This window comes from Streptomyces sp. bgisy100, from assembly GCF_057709105.1.
This window is the reverse complement of the sequence record NZ_JBYITE010000013.1, coordinates 132,226-150,642: the sequence shown is the minus strand read 5'-3', so window position 1 is coordinate 150,642 and position 18,417 is coordinate 132,226. Positions and strand designations below refer to the sequence as shown.

Genomic DNA, 18,417 nt, shown 5'->3' with positions numbered 1-18,417 from the left:
TCCCCCTTCATGTCCCTCCCCTTCGGACTTCCGCCATGCTACGGGCGGGGACCGACACGACCGGGACGGAAGCGGCTGTTCCCCCGGAAACCGGTCCCGCACAGAACCGAACCGGCCCCGCACAGAACGGGTATCGGTACGTCCGGGAGCACCCGGCCGACGCCCCGGCCGCCCGGGCGGCCCGGCGGGTGCAGGCACCCCGGCGCATGCGGTGCACCCCCTGATCAGGGCTCCCGCCGGATCAGGCGCCCCGCACCGTGCCGGACCGGCCGGGTCCGTGCCTACGATGATCCCTGCCCGGCACCCGAGCTGTCCTCAGGAGGACCGATGCCCGATCTGCACACCTTCATCGCCGGGCTGCCCAAGGCGGAGCTCCATGTGCACCACGTCGGCTCCGCCTCCCCGCGCATCGTCGCCGAGCTGGCCGCGCGCCACCCCGACTCCAAGGTCCCCACGGACCCGGAGGCGCTGGCCGACTACTTCACCTTCCGGGACTTCGCCCACTTCATCGAGGTCTATCTGTCGGTCGTGGACCTGATCCGCGACGCCGAGGACGTCCGGCTGCTGACCTACGAGGTCGCCCGCGACATGGCCCGGCAGAGCATCCGCTACGCGGAACTCACGGTCACCCCGTTCTCCTCGGTCAGCCGCGGCATTCCGGATGTGGCGTTCGTCGAGGCCATCGAGGACGCCCGCCGGGCCGCGGAGGCGGACCTGGGCGTGGTGCTGCGCTGGTGCTTCGACATCCCCGGCGAGGCGGGGCTGCAGTCCGCCGAGGAGACCGCGCGCATCGCGGTGGACCTGAAGCCGGAGGGCCTGGTCTCGTTCGGACTGGGCGGCCCCGAAGTCGGCGTCCCCCGGCCGCAGTTCAAACCGTACTTCGACCGCGCGATCGCGGCCGGGCTGCACAGCGTGCCGCACGCGGGCGAGACGACCGGCCCGGAGACGATCTGGGACGCGCTGCACCACCTGCGCGCGGAGCGCATCGGCCACGGGACCAGCGCGGTCAAGGACCCGCGGCTGCTGGAGCACCTCGCCGAGCACCGCATTCCGCTGGAGGTCTGCCCCACGTCCAACATCGCCACCCGCGCCGTGGAGGACCTGGAGCGGCACCCGGTCAAGGAGATGTCCCGGGCCGGCGTGCTGGTCACCATCAACAGCGACGACCCGCCGATGTTCGGCACCGACCTCAACACCGAGTACGAGGTGGCGGCCCGGCTGCTGGAGCTCGACGAGCGGGGTCTGGCCGGGCTGGCGAAGAACGCCGTCGAGGCGTCCTTCCTCGACGAGCCGGCCAAGGCCAAGCTCGCCGCCGAGATCGACGGGTACGCGGACGCATGGCTGCGGTAGCCGTCGCCCACCGCGGCGACCCGTACCGGGTCCGGGAGAACACCCTGCCCTCGCTGCGCTCCGCGGTGCACCGGGGCGCGGACGCGGTGGAGATGGACGTACGGCTCACCCGGGACGGCCGGCCCGTGCTGCTGCACGACGCGACGCTGGAGCGGCTGTGGGGTGACGAGCGCCCGCTGGCGGAGTTCACCGAGCGGGAGGTGCGGGAGCTGACCGGCGGCGGTGTCACCGGGCTGGGCGAGGGCCTGGCGGCGGTGCACGCCACCCCCGGTGTCCGGGCGCTGATCGACCTCCCGGACGCCTCGGCCGCACCGGCGGCCGTCGCCGAGGTCCGCGACCGCGGGGCCGGTGACCGGGTCTACTACTGCGGCGGTGCCACGGCGATGCGGGCGGTGCGCGACCGGGACCCCGACGCGGAGATCGCCCTCACCTGGACGACCCTCGCCCCGCCGCGGCCGACGCTGCTGGCTGAGCTGCGTCCGCGCTGGCTCAACTACCGGTTCGGGCTGCTCGACGCCGCGTCGGTGGACCGGCTCCACGCCGACGGGTTCCTCGTCTCGGCCTGGACCGCCGACACGCGGCGGACGATGCGGCGGCTGCTGCGGCTCGGCGTCGACTCGATCACCACCAACCGCATCGACTGCCTGCGGCGGGCGATCGACGCACCTCCGCGACGGGGCAGCCGGGAGAGGTGACCGCCGGGGCCCGGCGCCGGGCCCGTAAGCGGGCCCGGACGCGGGCCCGGACGCGGGCCCGGACGCGGAGGGCCCGGTTCAGTCGCGGGGGAAGTCCTCGGTGGAGAGCACCAGCCCGAGCGAGGTGCCGGTGAGGTCGACCGGCTCACCGAAGCTGACCGTCAGCTCGCTCCGGTACTCGCCGCCCTTGGGGTGCGTGAACAGGTGGCACTTGCGCTGGTAGGGGTCGGCGATCAGATAGACGGGCACCTCGGACTCTGCGTAGATCGCCTTCTTGCTGCCGTAGTCGCTGGCGCCGGTGCCCTTGGAGATGACCTCCAGCACGAATTCGAGGTCTCGCGGGGCGAACCGCCCCTTGTCGTCCGGCGTCGCGCCTTCGACGGCCTTGGCAAGGTCGGGGGCGAAGCCGTTGAGGCGTCCCGGAAAATCGATCCGCACATCGGAGTCGATCTCCGCATCGCCGCCGAAGTGGTCCTCCAGCTGCCGGAGGACCCTACGGATGATCTTCCAGTGCGTACGGCGTTGCGGCGACATGTGGACGGTCCCCTCGACAATCTCGACCTTGTAGCCCTCGGGGACAGGCATGTGCTCCAGCCGCTCGAACAGTTCGTCCAAGGTCAGCTCTTCACTGTCGGCCATCTCGATCCTGTCGGTCAGCTCGGCGGTCACCGTGCCGCTCCTCCCCGCTGCCCGCGTCGACACGTGCAGCCGCGTGGTTCAACGATACGCACCGCACTCGGTCACGTGTGCTGAAGCGGGGCCGCGGAGAGCCGGGCTCCCGGCCCTGCTCCCCCGCCGGGCTCACAGCCCGACGATCGCGTTCCACTCCCGGGCGAACTCCGGCCGCTCCTTCGAGGTGATGTCCCGGGCGATCGCCAGCCGCTTGCGCATGGCGGCGTCGGGGAAGATCAGCGGGTCCTCGGCCAGCCGGGCCGTCTCCTCGTCCTTCGCGTCGGCCAGCACCTCGCGGGCGGCCGGGACCGGGCAGACGTAGTTGACCCAGGCGGCCAGCTCGGCCGCCACCTCCGGCTCGTAGTAGTAGTCGATCAGCGCCTCGGCGTTCCGCTTGTGACCGGCGAGGTTGGGGATCATCAGGCTCTCCGACCAGAGCTCGGCGCCCTCCTCCGGCACCACGAACTCGATGTCCGGGTTGTCGTTGCGGAGTTGGACTACGTCGCCGGAGTACGCCTGGGCGGCGAGCACATCGCCGGAGGACAGGTCCTTGATGTAGTCGTTGCCGGTGAAGCGGCGGATGTGCCGGTCCGCGACGAGCCGCCGCACCCGGTCGGTCATGGCGTGGAAGTCGTCCGCCGTCCAGCGGGTGACGTCGACGCCGTCGCCCTGCATGAGCAGGGCGAACGCCTCGTCGAGGCCGGAGAGCAGGGTGACCCGGCCGCGCAGGTCGTCGTGCCACAGGTCGGCGGTGCGGCGCAGCTCCCGGCCCAGCATGCGCCGGTTGTACGCGATGCCGGTGATCCCGGACTGCCAGGGCACGGTGTGCCGGCGGCCCCGGTCGAAGGCGGGGCTGCGCAGCAGCGGATCGAGGTGCCGGGCGACGTTCGGCTGCCGCGAGCGGTCCATCTCCTGCACCCAGCCGAGCCGGACGAACCGGCCGCACATCCAGTCGCTGATGACGATCAGGTCCCGCCCGGTGTCCTGATGGTTCATCAGGGCCGGGCCGATCTTCCCGAAGAACTCGTCGTTGTCGTTGATCTCCTCGGTGTACGCGACGGAGATCCCGGTCCGCTTCTCGAAGGCGGCGAGCGTGGGCCGCCGTTGCTCGTCGCGCTCGTCGGTGTCGATGTAGAGCGGCCAGTTGGCGAAGGCGAGGCGCCGGTCGCGGGCGGAGCGGTCGCGCGCGGCGCGGTCCCCGGGGGCGACGTACGCGGCCGGCACCCCGCAGCCGGCGAGTGCGGCGGTTCCCCCGGCGGCCGTGAGGAGGCGCAGCAGGGAGCGGCGGTGGAGCGGGCGTTCCGCGGTGTTCTCCGGCACCCCGGAAGGATGCCGGTGCCTCCGCCCGCGGGGCAATGGACGCCGCGTCACGGCGCCGGCGGCGCACCCCGACAGGGTGTCGGGGTGCGCCGCCGGTGACGTGGCCGGTGCGGCCGTCCGTCGGACGGGGGATCAGCCGTCCAGGGACGTCATCACGTGCTTGATGCGCGTGTAGTCCTCGAAGCCGTATCCCGACAGGTCCTTGCCGTAGCCGGACTTCTTGAAGCCGCCGTGCGGCATCTCGGCGACGAGCGGGATGTGGGTGTTGATCCAGACGCAGCCGAAGTCGAGGTTCTTCGACATCCGCATGGCGCGCGCGTGGTTCTTGGTCCACACCGACGAGGCGAGGGCGTACTCGACGCCGTTCGCCCACTGCGTGGCCTGCTCCTCGTCGGTGAACTTCTGGACGGTGATGACCGGCCCGAAGACCTCCTTCTGGATGATCTCGTCGTCCTGCTTGAGGCCGGAGACGACGGTGGGGGCGAAGAAGTAGCCCTTCTCGCCCACCCGGTGGCCGCCCGCCTCGACCTTGGCGTGCGAGGGGAGCCGGTCGATGAAGCCGACGACCTGGGCCAGCTGGTTGGCGTTGTTCAGCGGGCCGTAGAGGACGTCCTCGTCGTCCGGCTGCCCGGTCCTGGTGTCCTCGGCGGCCTTGGTGAGGGCCGCGACGAACTCGTCGTGGATGGACTCGTGGACGAGCACCCGGGTCGCGGCCGTGCAGTCCTGGCCGGCGTTGAAGAAGCCCGCCACCGAGATGTCCTCGACGGCCTTGGGGATGTCGGTGTCCTCGAAGACGACGACCGGGGCCTTGCCGCCGAGCTCCAGGTGGACCCGCTTGAGGTCCTTGGAGGCGCTCTCGGCGACCTGCATGCCGGCCCGGACGGAGCCGGTGATGGAGGCCATGGCCGGGGTCCGGTGCTCGACCATCAGGCGGCCGGTGTCCCGGTCGCCGCAGACGACGTTGAAGACGCCCTTGGGGACGATGCCGCCGATGATCTCGGCGAGCAGGACCGTCGACGCCGGGGTGGTGTCGGACGGCTTGAGCACGACCGTGTTGCCCGCGGCGAGCGCCGGGGCGAACTTCCACACGGCCATCATCATCGGGTAGTTCCACGGCGCGACCTGGGCGCAGACGCCCACCGGCTCGCGCCGGACGATGGAGGTCAGGCCCTCCATGTACTCACCGGCCGAGCGGCCCTCCAGCAGCCGTGCCGCACCCGCGAAGAAGCGGATCTGGTCGACCATGGGCGGGATCTCCTCGGACCGGGTCAGTCCGATGGGCTTGCCGGTGTTCTCCGACTCGGCGGCGATCAGCTCCTCGGCCCGCCGCTCGATCTCGTCGGCGATCTTCAGCAGGGCCTTCTGCCGCTCCCCCGGTACGAGGTCCCGCCAGGCCGGGAAGGCGGCCTCGGCGGCGGCCATGGCGGCGTCGATGTCGGCGGCCGCGGAGAGCGGTGCCGTTGCGTATGCGTCGCCGGTGGCCGGATTGACCACCTCGGTGGTCCGCCCGTCGGCGGCATCCCGGAACTCCCCGTCGATGTAGTTGCGCAGACGACGCAGTTCGGTGGTCACGTGCCACCCCTCCTGTCAGAGATTGTCCAATGGGTGAGACAACCCCCACCCTAGTCACTGAGGCGACGCTTTCGACATACCCGCCACCCAGCATCTACGAAATCAGTGCCTTTCTGACTGGGCAACAACGAATTTCATCGGTCGAGGGTTGCCAGACAGTCGAGTCCTCATGCACAGTGTTGCCGTGGCCACTCGTACTCGCGACACCAAGGGCAGCAACGGCGGCACGCCGGTCGACGCCGTCTCCCTGGCGATCATCGAACAGCTCCAGGAGGACGGACGGCGGCCGTACGCGGCGATCGGCAAGGCCGTGGGCCTCTCCGAGGCCGCCGTGCGGCAGCGCGTACAGAAGCTGCTCGACCAGGGCGTGATGCAGATCGTCGCCGTCACCGACCCCCTCACCGTGGGTTTCCGGCGGCAGGCGATGGTGGGCATCAACGTCGAGGGAGACCTCGACCCCGTCGCCGACGCCCTGACCGAGATGGACGAGGTCGAGTACGTGGTGGTGACCGCGGGCTCGTTCGACCTCATCGTGGAAGTCGTCTGCGAGGACGACGACCACCTTCTGGAAATGATCAACAAGCGCATCCGCACCCTGCCCGGCGTGCGCTCCACCGAGAGCTTCGTCTACCTCAAGCTCAAGAAGCAGACCTACACCTGGGGAACCCGATAGCCATGAGCGCCGACCTCTCCAAGACGGCGTACGACCACCTGTGGATGCATTTCACCCGCATGTCGTCGTACGAGAACGCCCCCGTGCCGACCATCGTGCGCGGCGAGGGCACCTACATCTACGACGACAAGGGCAAGAGGTACCTCGACGGGCTCGCGGGCCTGTTCGTGGTGCAGGCCGGCCACGGCCGTCAGGAGCTGGCCGAGGTCGCCGCCAAGCAGGCCGCGGAGCTCGCCTTCTTCCCGGTGTGGTCCTACGCCCACCCGAAGGCCGTCGAGCTGGCCGAGCGGCTGGCGAACTACGCCCCGGGCGACCTCAACAAGGTCTTCTTCACCACCGGCGGCGGCGAGGCCGTCGAGACCGCGTGGAAGCTGGCGAAGCAGTACCACAAGCTCACCGGGAACCACACCAAGTACAAGGTGATATCCCGGGCGGTGGCCTACCACGGCACCCCGCAGGGCGCCCTGTCCATCACCGGTCTGCCGGCTCTGAAGGCCCCCTTCGAGCCGCTGGTGCCCGGCGCGCACAAGGTGCCGAACACCAACATCTACCGGGCGCCGATCCACGGCGACGACCCGGAGGCGTTCGGCCGCTGGGCCGCCGACCAGATCGAGCAGGAGATCCTCTTCGAGGGCCCGGAGACCGTCGCCGCGGTCTTCCTGGAGCCGGTGCAGAACGCCGGCGGCTGCTTCCCGCCGCCGCCCGGGTACTTCCAGCGGGTCCGCGAGATCTGCGACCGGTACGACGTGCTGCTCGTGTCCGACGAGGTCATCTGCGCCTTCGGCCGGCTCGGCACGATCTTCGCCTGTGACAAGTTCGGCTACGTACCGGACATCATCACCTGCGCCAAGGGCATGACCTCCGGCTACTCCCCGATCGGCGCCGCGATCGTCTCCGACCGGATCGCGGAGCCGTTCTACAAGGGCGACAACACCTTCCTGCACGGCTACACCTTCGGCGGCCACCCGGTGTCCTCCGCGGTGGCGCTGGCCAACCTCGACCTGTTCGAGCGCGAGGGCCTGCCGCAGCACGTGCTGGCCAACGAGTCGGCCTTCCTGTCGACCCTGCAGAAGCTGCACGACCTGCCGATCGTCGGCGACGTCCGCGGCAACGGCTTCTTCTACGGCATCGAGCTGGTGAAGGACAAGGCCACCAAGGAGTCCTTCACCGCCGAGGAGTCCGAGCGCGTCCTGTACGGCTTCGTGTCGAAGAAGCTCTTCGAGTACGGGCTGTACTGCCGGGCCGACGACCGCGGCGACCCGGTCATCCAGCTCTCGCCGCCGCTGATCGCGGACCAGTCGACCTTCGACGAGATCGAGCAGATCATCCGCCAGGTGCTCACGGAGGCCTGGACCAAGATCTGAGGCCGGGGCCCCCTTCGCGGACCCGCCCACGATCCGACGCGCCGCCCTGCGCGTCCCGCTCCGCCCCTTCTCCCGTGGCCCCATCCCTCCACGGGGGAAGGGGCGGAGCCCTGTGCGGGGCCGCACGCTCAGCCGCTGTCGCGCTCTCGGCCTGCGCCGGGCGGAGGCCGGTGATCATGCGGAGGCCGGTGATCACCTGCCCGTCCCGCCCGCTCCACCACTACGGGCGTTCCGTCACGGCCCGCCCCCCGGCGCCCGGTCTTCGTACCGGGCCCCGAACTCCCCACCGCACAGCGGTCCCGCACGGCACCATGAACGGCGAGACCGCTGCCGGACGGGCGGCGCCCCACAGGAAGGCTCACCCGATGGGCAGCGCGCAGCCGCGCCACGGCGGCGACCTCGTCGTCGAATCCCTCACCGCGCTCGGCGCGACCACCGTCTTCGGCCTCCCCGGGCAGCACGCCCTGGGGACCTTCGACGCCCTGCGCCGCTCCTCGCTCGACTACGTCGGGCTGCGGGTGGAGAACAACGCGGGATTCGCCGCCGACGCCTTCGCCCGGGTCACCTCCGGGGTGGCGCCGCTGCTGGTCTCGACCGGGCCGGGGGCGTTGATGACGCTCGCCGCCCTCCAGGAGTCGGCCGCGGCGTCCGCCCCGGTGCTGGGGATCAGCAGCCAGGTGCCGGTCGCGGGGCTGGGCGGCGGGCGCCGGGGCTTCCTCCACGAACTCGTCGACCAGAAGGCCTCGTTCCGCGATGTGGTGAAGTCCGTGCACACCGTGCGCACCGCCTCGCAGATCCCGTCGGCGCTCGCCGCCGCCTGGGAGTCCGCGCTGGCCGCGCCGTGCGGCCCGGTGTGGGTGGAGATCCCGCAGGACGTCCTGCTGGCGCCGGTCGAAGTGCCCCCGGTGGTCTCGCTGCGGGCCGTTCCGGCGCCGCTGGAGCCCCGGCCGGAGCTCGTCGCCGAGGCGGCGCGGCTGCTGGACGGGGCGGCCCGCCCGGTGATCCTGGCGGGCGGCGGAGTGGTGCGCGCCGGGGCGCAGGACGAACTCCGCGCCCTGGCGGAAGCACTGGACGCGCCGGTGGCCACCACCTTCGGCGGCAAGGGCGCCTTCCCCTGGGAGCATCCGCTGTCCCTGCAGTCCTGGCTGGAGGACCGGCACACCACCGAGCTCCTGGAGGACGCCGATGTCCTCCTCGTCGTCGGCTCGGGGCTCGGTGAACTCTCCTCGAACTACCACACGTTCCGGCCGCGCGGCCGGGTCGTGCAGATCGAGGCCGACCTCGGCAAGCTCGAGGCCAACCTCCCCGCCCTCGGTGTGCACGCCGACGCCCGGCTCGCGCTGGACGCCCTGGTGGCGCGGGTCGCCCCGCGGCCCGCGGGCGACGGGGCGCGGACCGCCGCCGCCCTGCTGGCCCGCGTCCGGGACCGGATCGACGCCCAGGAACTCGGCCTGGAACAGCGGGTGCTGGCCGCCGTCCGGGAGGCACTGCCGGAGGACTCCCCGTCGTTCTGGGACATGACCATCCTGGCGTACTGGGCCTGGTCCGCCTTCGACCCGCGCGCGGGCGCCCTGCACTCCGCCCAGGGGGCGGGCGGCCTCGGCTACGGCTTCCCGGCCGCGCTCGGCGCCGCCGCGGCCGACCGCGGGCGACCGGTCCTCGCCGTCTCCGGCGACGGCGGCGCGATGTACTCGATCGCCGAACTGGCCACCGCCCGGCAGTACGGGCTGCCGGTGACCTGGCTGATCGTCGACGACGGCGGCTACGGCATCCTCCGCGAGTACATGACCGGCGCCTTCGGCGAGACCACCGGCACCGAGCTGGCCCGGCCCGACTTCGTGGCGCTGGCCGAGTCCTTCGGCGTCCCGGCCGTCCGCACCGCGCCGGACCGGCTCGCCGAGGACCTGGCGGCCGCCCTGCGGGAGCCGGGCCCGTCGGTCGTGGTGCTCCCCGCGGTGCTGCGGATGTTCGCCCCGACGCACCTCGCCCCCGAGGAGCACGGGGAGCGGGAGGAGCACGGGGAGCCCTGACGAGGCACCCCGAAAGGACCGGGACGGCCCCGTCGGAGCAGCCCTGACAGGCCCGTCGGAGGAGCCTGACCGGCCCGTCGGAGGAGCCCCGGGGCCCGCCGGAGAAAAGCCCGGACGACCCGTCGAACACCCCCTTGCCGGCGGCGCCGGCACCCCGCCGGTCATATGAGCCGTTCGGAGGAACCTGGCACACGCCCGGACCCCACGAGTCGCCGCCCCCACACCGGACTCCTTACGGTGCGAGTGACCGTATGGGCTCAGGTTCGTTCACCCGGCCAGGGGAACGGACTGTCATAGGTAAGCCGAGGTGTTCGCCATGGAGGCCCCGCCGGACAACGACGTGCTCTGGGCACGCTCCCTGCACTACGCGCACCGCGGCTCCCCCGCGCTCGCCGGTGTCTCCGTCGAGGTCCGCGCGGGAGAGATCCTGGCCGTCACCGGCCCACGCGGCAGCGGCAAGACGACCCTGCTGCGCTGTCTGGCCGGTCAGCTCGCCCCGCAGAGCGGCGAGGTGTGGTTCAACAGCGCCCCGGTGCACACCCTGGGCCGCATGGGCCGGGAGCGGCTGCGCCGGGACCGCTTCGGCTGGATCGACACCGAACCCCGCCTGGTGCCCGAACTGACCGGCTGGGAGAACGCGGCCCTGCCACTGCTGCTGCGCGGCACCGGGCACCGCGCCGCCAAGCGGGCCGCCCTGGAGTGGCTGGAGCGGCTCGACGTCGGCGACTGCGCCCGCAGGCGGCCCGCCAAACTGCTCCAGGCGCAGCGGCAGCGGATCGCGATCGCCCGGGCCCTCGCCTCCGAGCCGTCGGTGCTGTTCGCCGACGAGCCGTCCGCCCCGCTGCACCGGGCCGACCGGTCCCATGTGCTGCGCACCCTCACCACCGCGGCGCGCTCCCACGAGATCACCGTCGTGCTGGCCACCCACGACCCGGAGGTGGCCTCGCTCGCCGACCGCACGGTCGCGCTGCTGGACGGCCGGCGGGCCGGCGGCATTCCGGCCCCCGACGCGGAGGGCAGGGCGGCCGCGTGCTCGCTCTCCGTCTAGCCCGGGGCACCCACCCGCTGGTCCTGCTGCGCCGGCTGCTGGTCGCGGTGGCGTCCGCGGGCGTCGGGTTCCTGCTGCTGGCCACCCTCGGTTACGCCCTGGGGCACCCGGACCGGGGCGCCGACGCCGCGGTCCGGCTGCTCTGGTGCGCGGTCCCGCTGGGCGCGGCGGTGCAGTTCGCCGTCGCGGTGGCCCGGACGGATCCCGGGGCGCGACCGCTGCCGGGGCTGTCCTCGGCCGGGCTCGGCCCGGTCCGGCTGGCGCTGCTCGCCGCCGTCTCCACCGCCGTGTCCTGCACGCTCGGCAGTGTCGTCGCGCTGCTGGCGTTCCTGCTGCTCCGCGGCGACCTCGGGCCCGTCCCGTTCCCGGGCGGGCCGGCCGAGCTGCTCGGCGCGGGGAAGCCCGCGCCGTTCGCCGCCGTCCTGACCCTGCTGTTCGTGGTGCCGGTGCTGTCGGCCGCGGCCGGTGCCCTCTCGCTGCGTCCCCGGAAGCGGCGGCCCGGAGCGGCGCCCGACCCGCAGGAGCCGGCCGCCGCCAGTGAGCACGCGAACGCCCGGGCCACCCTGTTCAGCGGACTGCCCTGGGGGATCGCGCTCACCGCGGCGGGCCTGGCCCTGGTGTCGTACGCCGCCGGCGCCCCGCCGGCCGCCGGCGAACTCCTCCCGCTCCCGGGCCGGCTGGACGCCATTCCGCCGGGCGCCGTCGGCGGCTGGGTCCTCATCGCGACCGGCCTGGTGCTCGCCTGCCCCGGCATCACCCATCTGTGCGGACGGCTGCTGGCGGCGGGCCGGCCGGGCGCGCTGCGGCTGCTCTCCGGACGCGTCCTCCAGGAGGAGGCCCAGCGCATCGGGCGTCCCCTCGGGGTGCTCTGCGCGGTCGTCGCGGCCGCGCTCACCGCGACCCGGCTGTACGGCACGGCGCCGGACGGCCCCGGCGGGCGGCCGTTCGGCCCGCTCACCGGGATGGGCGCGGCGCTCGTGCTGGCCTGTGTCACGGCGACCGTGCTGACCGCGGCCCTGGAGACCAAGGGCGCCCGTACCGACACCACCGGGGCGCTGCGGCGGCTCGGTGTCCCGGCGGGCACGCTGCGCCGGGCGGCGGCGCTCCGCGGCGCGGTGACGGTGGCCGTGCTGGCCCCGCTCACCTGGCTCGTCGCCGAGCTCGCCGCACTGCCCCTCACGCGCTGAACCCGCTCCCCTACGATGACCGGCGTGCATCCGATATCAGCCGCCGCAGGCCGCGCCGACGACCGTGAGATCGAATCCCTGGCCGAGTTCGACGAGGTGGTGGCGGCCGGTTCGCTGCGCGGCCACCGCATCCAGTCCGTCGACCTGACGGGCCGTACGGAACGGCTCCTCGCCACCCGGAGCGCCGGGGCGGTGTTCCTCGGCTGCGCGATGGCGGAGGAGGCCGCGGCCAAGGTCCGGGCGGAGGGCGCGATGGTCTTCCCGCCGGTGCCGGAGCTGCCGTTCGACCCGTACCGGGGCACGCTCTACACCCCCGACGAGCTGTTCCGGGGCCTGGACGGCGCGGGGTACGCGGCCACCCCGGACGCCCGCGCGTACGCCTGGTTCGGGCAGACCCGGGCCGACGGCGACATCATGGGCTCGATGCTGCGCGCCGTCCACGACGACGCGGTCTCCGACGCGCTCGACGAGCTCCTCGCCGGGCGACGGGTGGTGGGGGTCATGGGCGGCCACGCCATGGCGCGCGGCACGGAGGCCTTCGCGGGCGCCGCCCGGCTGGGCCGCGCACTCGCCGATGCCGGTTTCACCGTCGCCACCGGGGGCGGCCCGGGCGCGATGGAGGCGGCGAACCTCGGCGCGTACGCCGTCCGCTTCACCGACGCCATGCTGGACGAGGCGCTCGAACTGCTCGGCAAGACCCCCTCGTTCGACCCCTCGGTGGGGGACTGGGCGCAGGCGGCATTCGAAGTGCGCGGCCGGTGGCCGGGCGGCGGGCCGTCGGTGGGGGTGCCGACCTGGTTCTACGGTCACGAGCCGCCGAACGCGTTCGCCTCGGACATCGCCAAGTACTTCTCCAACGCGACCCGGGAGGACGGTCTGCTGGCCCGGTGCACCGCGGGCGTCGTCTTCCTGCCGGGCGCGGCCGGCACCGTGCAGGAGATCTTCGACAACGCGACACCCAACTACTACGAGTCGCGGGGCGAGCCGACACCGATGGTGCTGGTCGACCGGGACCACTGGACGCGCCGCTTCCCCACCTGGCCGCTGCTCCAAGCGCTGGCGGAGGAGCGTTCCATGGCCTCCCGGATCGCCCTGGTGGACTCGGTGGAGGAGGCCCCTCAGGCGCTGCGGCGGCTCGGCGCGGCGGCCTCTGAGGGCTGAACACGGCCTGCGCGACGGCCGGCCCCGGGCAGCCGGGCCCCCGCCCCGCGACGTTCCGTCAGCCGCCGGGCAGGAGCACCACCTCGGAGGCGGTGAAGGCGACGCCCACCTCCGTGCCCGGCTCCGGCGCGTCCCGCAGGGCGCAGGCCGCTTCCAGACGCGGGCCGCGCGCGGGCTCCAGCAGGAGCGTCACATGGGTGCCCCGGAAGGTCCGGGCCGCCACCGTGCAGGGCAGGCCGTCCGCCGCCGGGGTGAGCCGCACCCCGGCGGGGCGGACCAGCAGCCGGCAGTCGCCGGGCGCGCTGCCGGCCGGCACCGGCACCGTGCCCCAGGGGGTGTCGGCCGTCCCGCCGTCCACGGTCGCGGTGACCACGTTCTCGAAGCCCAGGAACCGGGCCACGAACTCCGAGGCGGGCCGCTGCCAGACCTCCAGCGGCGTCCCGGTCTGCGCGATCCGCCCGTCCCGCATCACCACCACCCGGTCGGCCAGCGCGAACGCCTCCGCCTGGTCATGGGTGACCGCGAGCACCGTGGTGCCCAGCCGGCGGAACAGCTCGCGCAGCTCCACGACCAGCCGTTCCCGCAGGCTGCGGTCGAGCTGGCCCAGCGGCTCGTCGAGCATCAGCAGATCCGGCCGCGGGGCGAGGGCCCGGGCGAGGGCGACGCGCTGCTGCTCGCCGCCGGACAGCGCGGTGACGGCCCGTCGCTGGGCGCCGGGGAGGCCCACCAGGTCGAGCAGTTCGGCGACGGTGCGCTCCTGTTCGGCCCGGTCCGCCCCGCGCATCCGGAGGCCGAAGGTGACGTTGCCGCCCACGTCGCGCTGCGGGAAGAGCTGGTGGTCCTGGAACATCAGGCCCACCCCGCGCCGGTGCGCCGGCGCCGCGGTGCGGTCGCGCCCGGCGAGGAACACCGTGCCGGCGTCGGCCGGCTGGAGCCCGGCCACCACCCGCAGCAGGGTGGACTTGCCGCTGCCGCTCGGCCCCAGCACGCACACCGACTCGTGCTCGGCGACCTCCAGGTCCACCCCGTCCAGCGCGGTGCGGTCGCCGAAGCGGACACTCACCCCGTCCAGGCGCAGCATCGGGTGCGGCGACACCATCTAGAACTCTCCCGAACGGTCGATGCGGATACGTTCCAGCGCCAGCAGCGCGGTCGCGCACACCACCATGAGGACGGTGCTGAGCGCCATCGCCTGCCCGTAGTTGAGCTCCCCCGCGCGGCCGAGAAAGCGGGCGACCGCCACCGGCAGGGTGGGGTTGTCGGGGCGGGCGATGAAGACCGTCGCGCCGAACTCCCCGAGGGACACGGCGAAGGCGAAGCCCGCCGCCACCAGCAGCGCGCGCCGCACCATCGGCAGGTCCACCTCACGCCAGGCCCGCAGCGGGGAGGCACCGAGCACGGCCGCGGCCTCCCGCAGCCGGACGTCGACCGCCCGCAGGACCGGCAGCATGGTGCGGACCACGAACGGCACCCCGACCAGCGCCTGGGCGAGCGGCACCAGCAGCCACGAGGTCCGCAGGTCCAGCGGCGGCTCGTCCAGGGCGATCAGGAAGCCGAAGCCGACGGTCACCGCCGAGGTGCCCAGCGGCAGCATCAGCAGCGCGTCGAACCCGCGGATCAGCCGGCCGCCGCTCCGCGGTCGGGCCGGCCGCCGCCGGAACGGGCGGCCGGCGGTGCCCGGAGCCCCCGCGCGGGTGAGCGCGGCGGCCGCGAGCCCGCCCACCACCAGGGCGATCCCGGTCGCCGCCAGGGCGTACTGCAAGGAGTTCAGGACCGCCTGGAGCGGGGCGACGGCGAAGGTCCCGCCACTGGCGGCCGACGACTGCAGCGCGCGGTAGAAGGTCAGCCCGTACCCGTCGGGCCCGGCGAGGGACCGCTCCACCAGGACGCCCAGCGGCAGCACGAGGAGCAGCCCGATGACCGCGACCACCGCCCAGAGCAGCGCCCACTGCCCCGTCCCGCGGGGGCGCCGGGCCGTGGTCGCAGCGTCGACCAGCCGCAGCGCGGACTCCCGGCGCCGCACCGTCCAGGCGTGCACCGCGAGGATCCCGCCCACGGCGGCGAACTGCACCAGGGTCAGCACGGCGGCGGTCGGCAGGTCCAGCAGCTGCGCGGTCTGCCGGTAGATCTCCACTTCGAGGGTGGCGTAGCGCGGGCCGCCCAGGATCTGGACCGCGCCGAAGGAGGTGAAGGTGAAGAGGAAGACCATCAGCGCCGCGGCGGCCACCGACGGGGCCAGCGCGGGCAGGGTGACCCGGCGCCAGGCCGCGAACCGGCTCGCGCCGAGGACCCGGGCCGCCTCCTCCTGGCGGGGGTCGAGCTGGGCCCAGAGACCGCCCACGGTGCGGACGACCACGGCGTAGTTGAAGAAGACATGGGCCAGCAGGATCGCCCAGACCGTGGTGTCCAGCCGGACGCCCCACAGCGCTTCCAGCATGCCGCCGCGGCCCAGCAGGGCGAGGAAGGCCGATCCGGCCACGACGGTCGGCAGCACGAACGGCACGGCCACGACCGCCCGCAGCAGCTGCTTGCCGGGGAAGTCGAACCGGGCGAAGACGTACGCGCCGGGCAGCGCGACCGCCAGGGTCAGCGCGGTCGAGGCCGCCGCCTGCCACCCGGTGAACCAGAGCACGTCCAGCACGTCCGGGTCGGTCAGGACCTCCCCGATCCGTCCGGTCCGCCACTGACCGCCCTCCCGGAGCCCGCGGCCGACGATGGCCACCACCGGGTAGGCGAAGAAGAGCGCGAAGAACGCGAGCGGGACGGCCATCAGGCCGAACCGCACCGCGCCCCCGGGGGCCGGCCGCCGCGCGCCGCGCCGGCCGGCTCCCCGGGGTCCGGCTACTTCAGAACGAGCGAGGACCACTGCTCGACCCACTGCTCACGGTGCCGGGCGATCTTCTGCGGGGCCAGGGTGGCCGGGTCGTCGATCTTCGCGCCGTACCGGGTGAAGATCCCGGGCACCTTCGCGTCCCGCAGCGCCGGGCTGACGAACATCCGCAGCGGCACGTCCTCCTGGAAACGCTTGCTCAGCAGGAAGTCGAGCAGGGCCTTGCCGCCCTTCTCGTTCTTCGCGCCGTTCAGCAGCCCGGCGAACTCGATCTGCCGGAAGCAGGTGCCGGTCGCGACGCCGGTGGGGGCCTGCTTCGGCTGCGGCTTCACGCCCACGGTCTCGGCGGGCGGGCTGGAGGCGTAGGAGACGACGAGCGGCTTGTCGCCCTTCCGGCCGGCGGCCGAGCCGGAGAACCGGTCGTTGTAGGCCTGCTCCCAGCCGTCGACCACCTCGACGCCGTTGGCCTTGAGCTTCTTCCAGTAGCCCTGCCAGCCGGAATCCCCGTACTCGGCGGCCGTGCCGAGCAGGAAGCCGAGGCCGGGCGAGGAGGTGGCGGCGTTCTCGGTGACGAGCAGGTTCTTGTACCGCGGCTCGGTCAGGTCCTGAAACGTCTTCGGCGGCGCCAGCTTCTTGTCGGCGAAGTACTTCCGGTCGTAGTTGACGCAGATCTCGCCGGAGTCGACGGGGGTGACCCGGTGCTGCCCGGCGTCGAGCTGCAACTTCCGGTCCACCCCGGACAGGCCCTTGGCCTCGTACGGCGTGAACAGGTCGTGGTCGAGCGCGCGCGACAGCAGGGTGTTGTCCACCCCGAAGAAGACGTCCCCGCGCGGGTTGCCCCGGGAGAGGATCTCCTGGTTGACGGCGGCACCGGCGTCGCCGCCGGGCAGCAGCTTCACCGTGTAGCCGCTCTGCTTCTCGAACTGCTTCAGGACGGCCGGCGAGACGTTGAACGAGTCGTGGGTGACCAGCGTGACCGTCTTCGACCCGCCGCCGTTCCCGGAGTCCCCTCCGCCACAGGCGGCCAGGGCGGGTATGCCGACCGCCGCGGCGAGGACGGCCGCGGCGACCCGTGACGCGGTGGCTCCGCCGGTGGTGACTCTTCCGGTGGTGCTTCTGCTGGTGGTGCTCACTGAGTTCCTCCTGGCTGCGTTCCCCGGAACCGTCGGCTCCGGACTCCCGCCCAGGAAGAGACGCGGCCCCGCCCGGTGCCGCGGAGTGCGGCCGGGCGGGGCGCAACAGCTTGAGTGATGACCGAACTCCCTACGCCGGAATGACCCGGTTCAGGTTCGAGGGTCTGCGGCTCGGTGCCGCACTCTCAGCGCTGTGGCGCTCCCCTGTCGGAATATGCATGTATTCGAACACACCCTAGCAACCGGCCCGGATCCTCCTCGGGCCGGTTGCCGGTCAGCGCTCGGAGGCGGCCAGCTGCCCGCAGGCCCCGTCGATCTCCTGGCCGCGGGTGTCGCGGACGGTCACCGGCACACCGTGGGCCTCCAGCGCGGCGACGAACGCCTTCTCGTCCTCCGGCCGGGACGCGGTCCACTTGGAACCGGGTGTCGGGTTGAGCGGGATGAGGTTGACGTGCACCCGGTTGCCCTTGAGCAGCCGCCCGAGCAGGTCGGCCCGCCAGGCCTGATCGTTGATGTCCCTGATCAGCGCGTACTCGATGGAGATCCGGCGGCCGGACTTCTCCGCGTACTCCCACGCCGCGTCGAGCACCTCGCGCACCTTCCAGCGGGTGTTCACCGGCACCAGGGTGTCGCGCAGCTCGTCGTCCGGCGCGTGCAGGGAGACCGCGAGCCGGCACTTGAAGCCCTCGTCGGCGAACCGCAGCATGGCCGGCACCAGGCCGACCGTGGAGACGGTGATGCCCCGCTGGGAGAGGCCCAGGCCGTCGGGCTCGGGGTCGGTGAGCCGGCGGATGGCGCCGACGACCCGGTTGTAGTTGGCCAGCGGCTCGCCCATGCCCATGAAGACGATGTTCGACAGCCGGGCGGGGCCTCCGGGGATCTCACCGTCCCGCAGCGCCCGCATCCCGTCGACGATCTGGTGCACGATCTCGGCGGTGGACAGATTGCGGTCCAGACCGGCCTGCCCGGTGGCGCAGAACGGGCAGTTCATCCCGCAGCCCGCCTGCGAGGAGATGCACATGGTCACCCGGTCCGGGTAACGCATCAGCACGGACTCCACCAGCGTCCCGTCGAAGAGCTTCCACAGCGTCTTGCGGGTGGTGTCGTTGTCGCAGGAGACGTGCCGCATCACGGACATCAGCTCGGGCAGCAGCTCGGCCGCCAGCTTCTCGCGGGCCGCGGCCGGGATGTCGGTCCAGTCGGCCGGGTCGTGGGCGTACCGCGCGAAGTAGTGGCGCGACACCTGACCGGCGCGGAACGGCTTCTCCCCGATGGCGGCCACGGCCTCGCGGCGCTCGGCGGGGCTGAGGTCGGCGAGGTGCCGCGGGGGCTTCTTGGCTCCGCGCGGCACGGCAAAGGTGAGTTCTCCGGGTGCAGGCATA

General features: G+C 73.1%; 15 protein-coding genes and 1 riboswitch. Of the genes, 8 read left to right on the top strand and 7 right to left on the bottom strand.

Annotation, left to right across the window (positions count from 1 at the left end):
• Positions 1-327 precede the first annotated feature (327 nt).
• Positions 328-1,350, top strand: coding sequence for an adenosine deaminase (locus tag AC3EQ1_RS12330; protein ID WP_432094352.1), 1,023 nt, complete (start codon positions 328-330; stop codon positions 1,348-1,350).
• A complete protein-coding gene (locus tag AC3EQ1_RS12325) occupies positions 1,338-2,045 on the top strand; it encodes a glycerophosphodiester phosphodiesterase (RefSeq protein ID WP_432094351.1) in 708 nt (235 codons plus the stop codon). Before AC3EQ1_RS12330 ends, AC3EQ1_RS12325 begins: the two co-directional genes overlap by 13 nt.
• Before the next feature lie 78 nt (positions 2,046-2,123).
• On the opposite strand, the gene AC3EQ1_RS12320 is transcribed toward AC3EQ1_RS12325, so the two are convergent.
• The 3 genes from AC3EQ1_RS12320 to AC3EQ1_RS12310 form a co-directional block, all read right to left on the bottom strand.
• The gene (locus tag AC3EQ1_RS12320; RefSeq protein WP_432094372.1) at positions 2,124-2,684 is read right to left on the bottom strand and encodes a Uma2 family endonuclease; all 561 of its coding nucleotides are present in this window, start codon (positions 2,682-2,684) and stop codon (positions 2,124-2,126) included.
• A gap of 162 nt (positions 2,685-2,846) precedes the next feature.
• Positions 2,847-4,037: a polyamine ABC transporter substrate-binding protein gene (locus tag AC3EQ1_RS12315; protein WP_432094350.1), complete on the bottom strand. Its 1,191-nt coding sequence runs from the start codon at positions 4,035-4,037 to the stop codon at positions 2,847-2,849.
• Between the two features lie 132 nt (positions 4,038-4,169).
• Complete coding sequence (locus tag AC3EQ1_RS12310; protein WP_432094349.1) at positions 4,170-5,609, bottom strand: gamma-aminobutyraldehyde dehydrogenase; 1,440 nt, start codon at positions 5,607-5,609, stop codon at positions 4,170-4,172.
• Positions 5,610-5,778: 169 nt separating this feature from the next.
• Between AC3EQ1_RS12310 and AC3EQ1_RS12305 the strand changes: the two genes are divergently transcribed.
• From AC3EQ1_RS12305 to AC3EQ1_RS12280, 6 genes are all read left to right on the top strand, one after another.
• Complete coding sequence (locus AC3EQ1_RS12305) at positions 5,779-6,282, top strand: Lrp/AsnC family transcriptional regulator (RefSeq protein WP_388851339.1); 504 nt, start codon at positions 5,779-5,781, stop codon at positions 6,280-6,282.
• 2 nt (positions 6,283-6,284) lie between these two features.
• Positions 6,285-7,646, top strand: a complete 1,362-nt coding sequence (locus tag AC3EQ1_RS12300) for an aspartate aminotransferase family protein (RefSeq protein ID WP_432094348.1) — start codon at positions 6,285-6,287, stop codon at positions 7,644-7,646.
• 365 nt (positions 7,647-8,011) lie between these two features.
• A complete protein-coding gene (locus AC3EQ1_RS12295; RefSeq protein ID WP_432094347.1) occupies positions 8,012-9,676 on the top strand; it encodes a thiamine pyrophosphate-binding protein in 1,665 nt (554 codons plus the stop codon).
• Between the two features lie 316 nt (positions 9,677-9,992).
• Positions 9,993-10,724, top strand: coding sequence for an ABC transporter ATP-binding protein (locus AC3EQ1_RS12290; protein WP_432094346.1), 732 nt, complete (start codon positions 9,993-9,995; stop codon positions 10,722-10,724).
• On the top strand, positions 10,706-11,911 hold the full coding sequence (locus AC3EQ1_RS12285) for a hypothetical protein (protein ID WP_432094345.1): 1,206 nt from the start codon (positions 10,706-10,708) through the stop codon (positions 11,909-11,911). The genes AC3EQ1_RS12290 and AC3EQ1_RS12285 overlap by 19 nt, the downstream gene beginning before the upstream one ends.
• Before the next feature lie 24 nt (positions 11,912-11,935).
• A complete protein-coding gene (locus tag AC3EQ1_RS12280) occupies positions 11,936-13,072 on the top strand; it encodes an LOG family protein (RefSeq protein ID WP_432094344.1) in 1,137 nt (378 codons plus the stop codon).
• Between the two features lie 58 nt (positions 13,073-13,130).
• On the opposite strand, the gene AC3EQ1_RS12275 is transcribed toward AC3EQ1_RS12280, so the two are convergent.
• From AC3EQ1_RS12275 to rlmN, 4 genes are all read right to left on the bottom strand, one after another.
• Positions 13,131-14,171 (bottom strand): ABC transporter ATP-binding protein, encoded by a 1,041-nt coding sequence (locus tag AC3EQ1_RS12275; RefSeq protein WP_432094343.1) that lies wholly within the window; start codon positions 14,169-14,171, stop codon positions 13,131-13,133.
• Positions 14,172-15,938, bottom strand: a complete 1,767-nt coding sequence (locus AC3EQ1_RS12270) for an ABC transporter permease (RefSeq protein ID WP_432094342.1) — start codon at positions 15,936-15,938, stop codon at positions 14,172-14,174. It lies immediately after the preceding gene.
• Positions 15,914-16,939 carry a thiamine ABC transporter substrate-binding protein gene (locus tag AC3EQ1_RS12265; protein WP_432094371.1) on the bottom strand — a complete coding sequence of 342 codons (1,026 nt, stop codon included), beginning with the start codon at positions 16,937-16,939 and terminating at the stop codon, positions 15,914-15,916. The genes AC3EQ1_RS12270 and AC3EQ1_RS12265 overlap by 25 nt, the downstream gene beginning before the upstream one ends.
• Positions 16,940-17,144: 205 nt before the next feature.
• A riboswitch (TPP riboswitch) is annotated at positions 17,145-17,251 on the bottom strand.
• Between the two features lie 58 nt (positions 17,252-17,309).
• Complete coding sequence (gene rlmN, locus AC3EQ1_RS12260) at positions 17,310-18,416, bottom strand: dual-specificity RNA methyltransferase RlmN (protein ID WP_432094341.1); 1,107 nt, start codon at positions 18,414-18,416, stop codon at positions 17,310-17,312.
• Position 18,417: the final 1 nt, after the last annotated feature.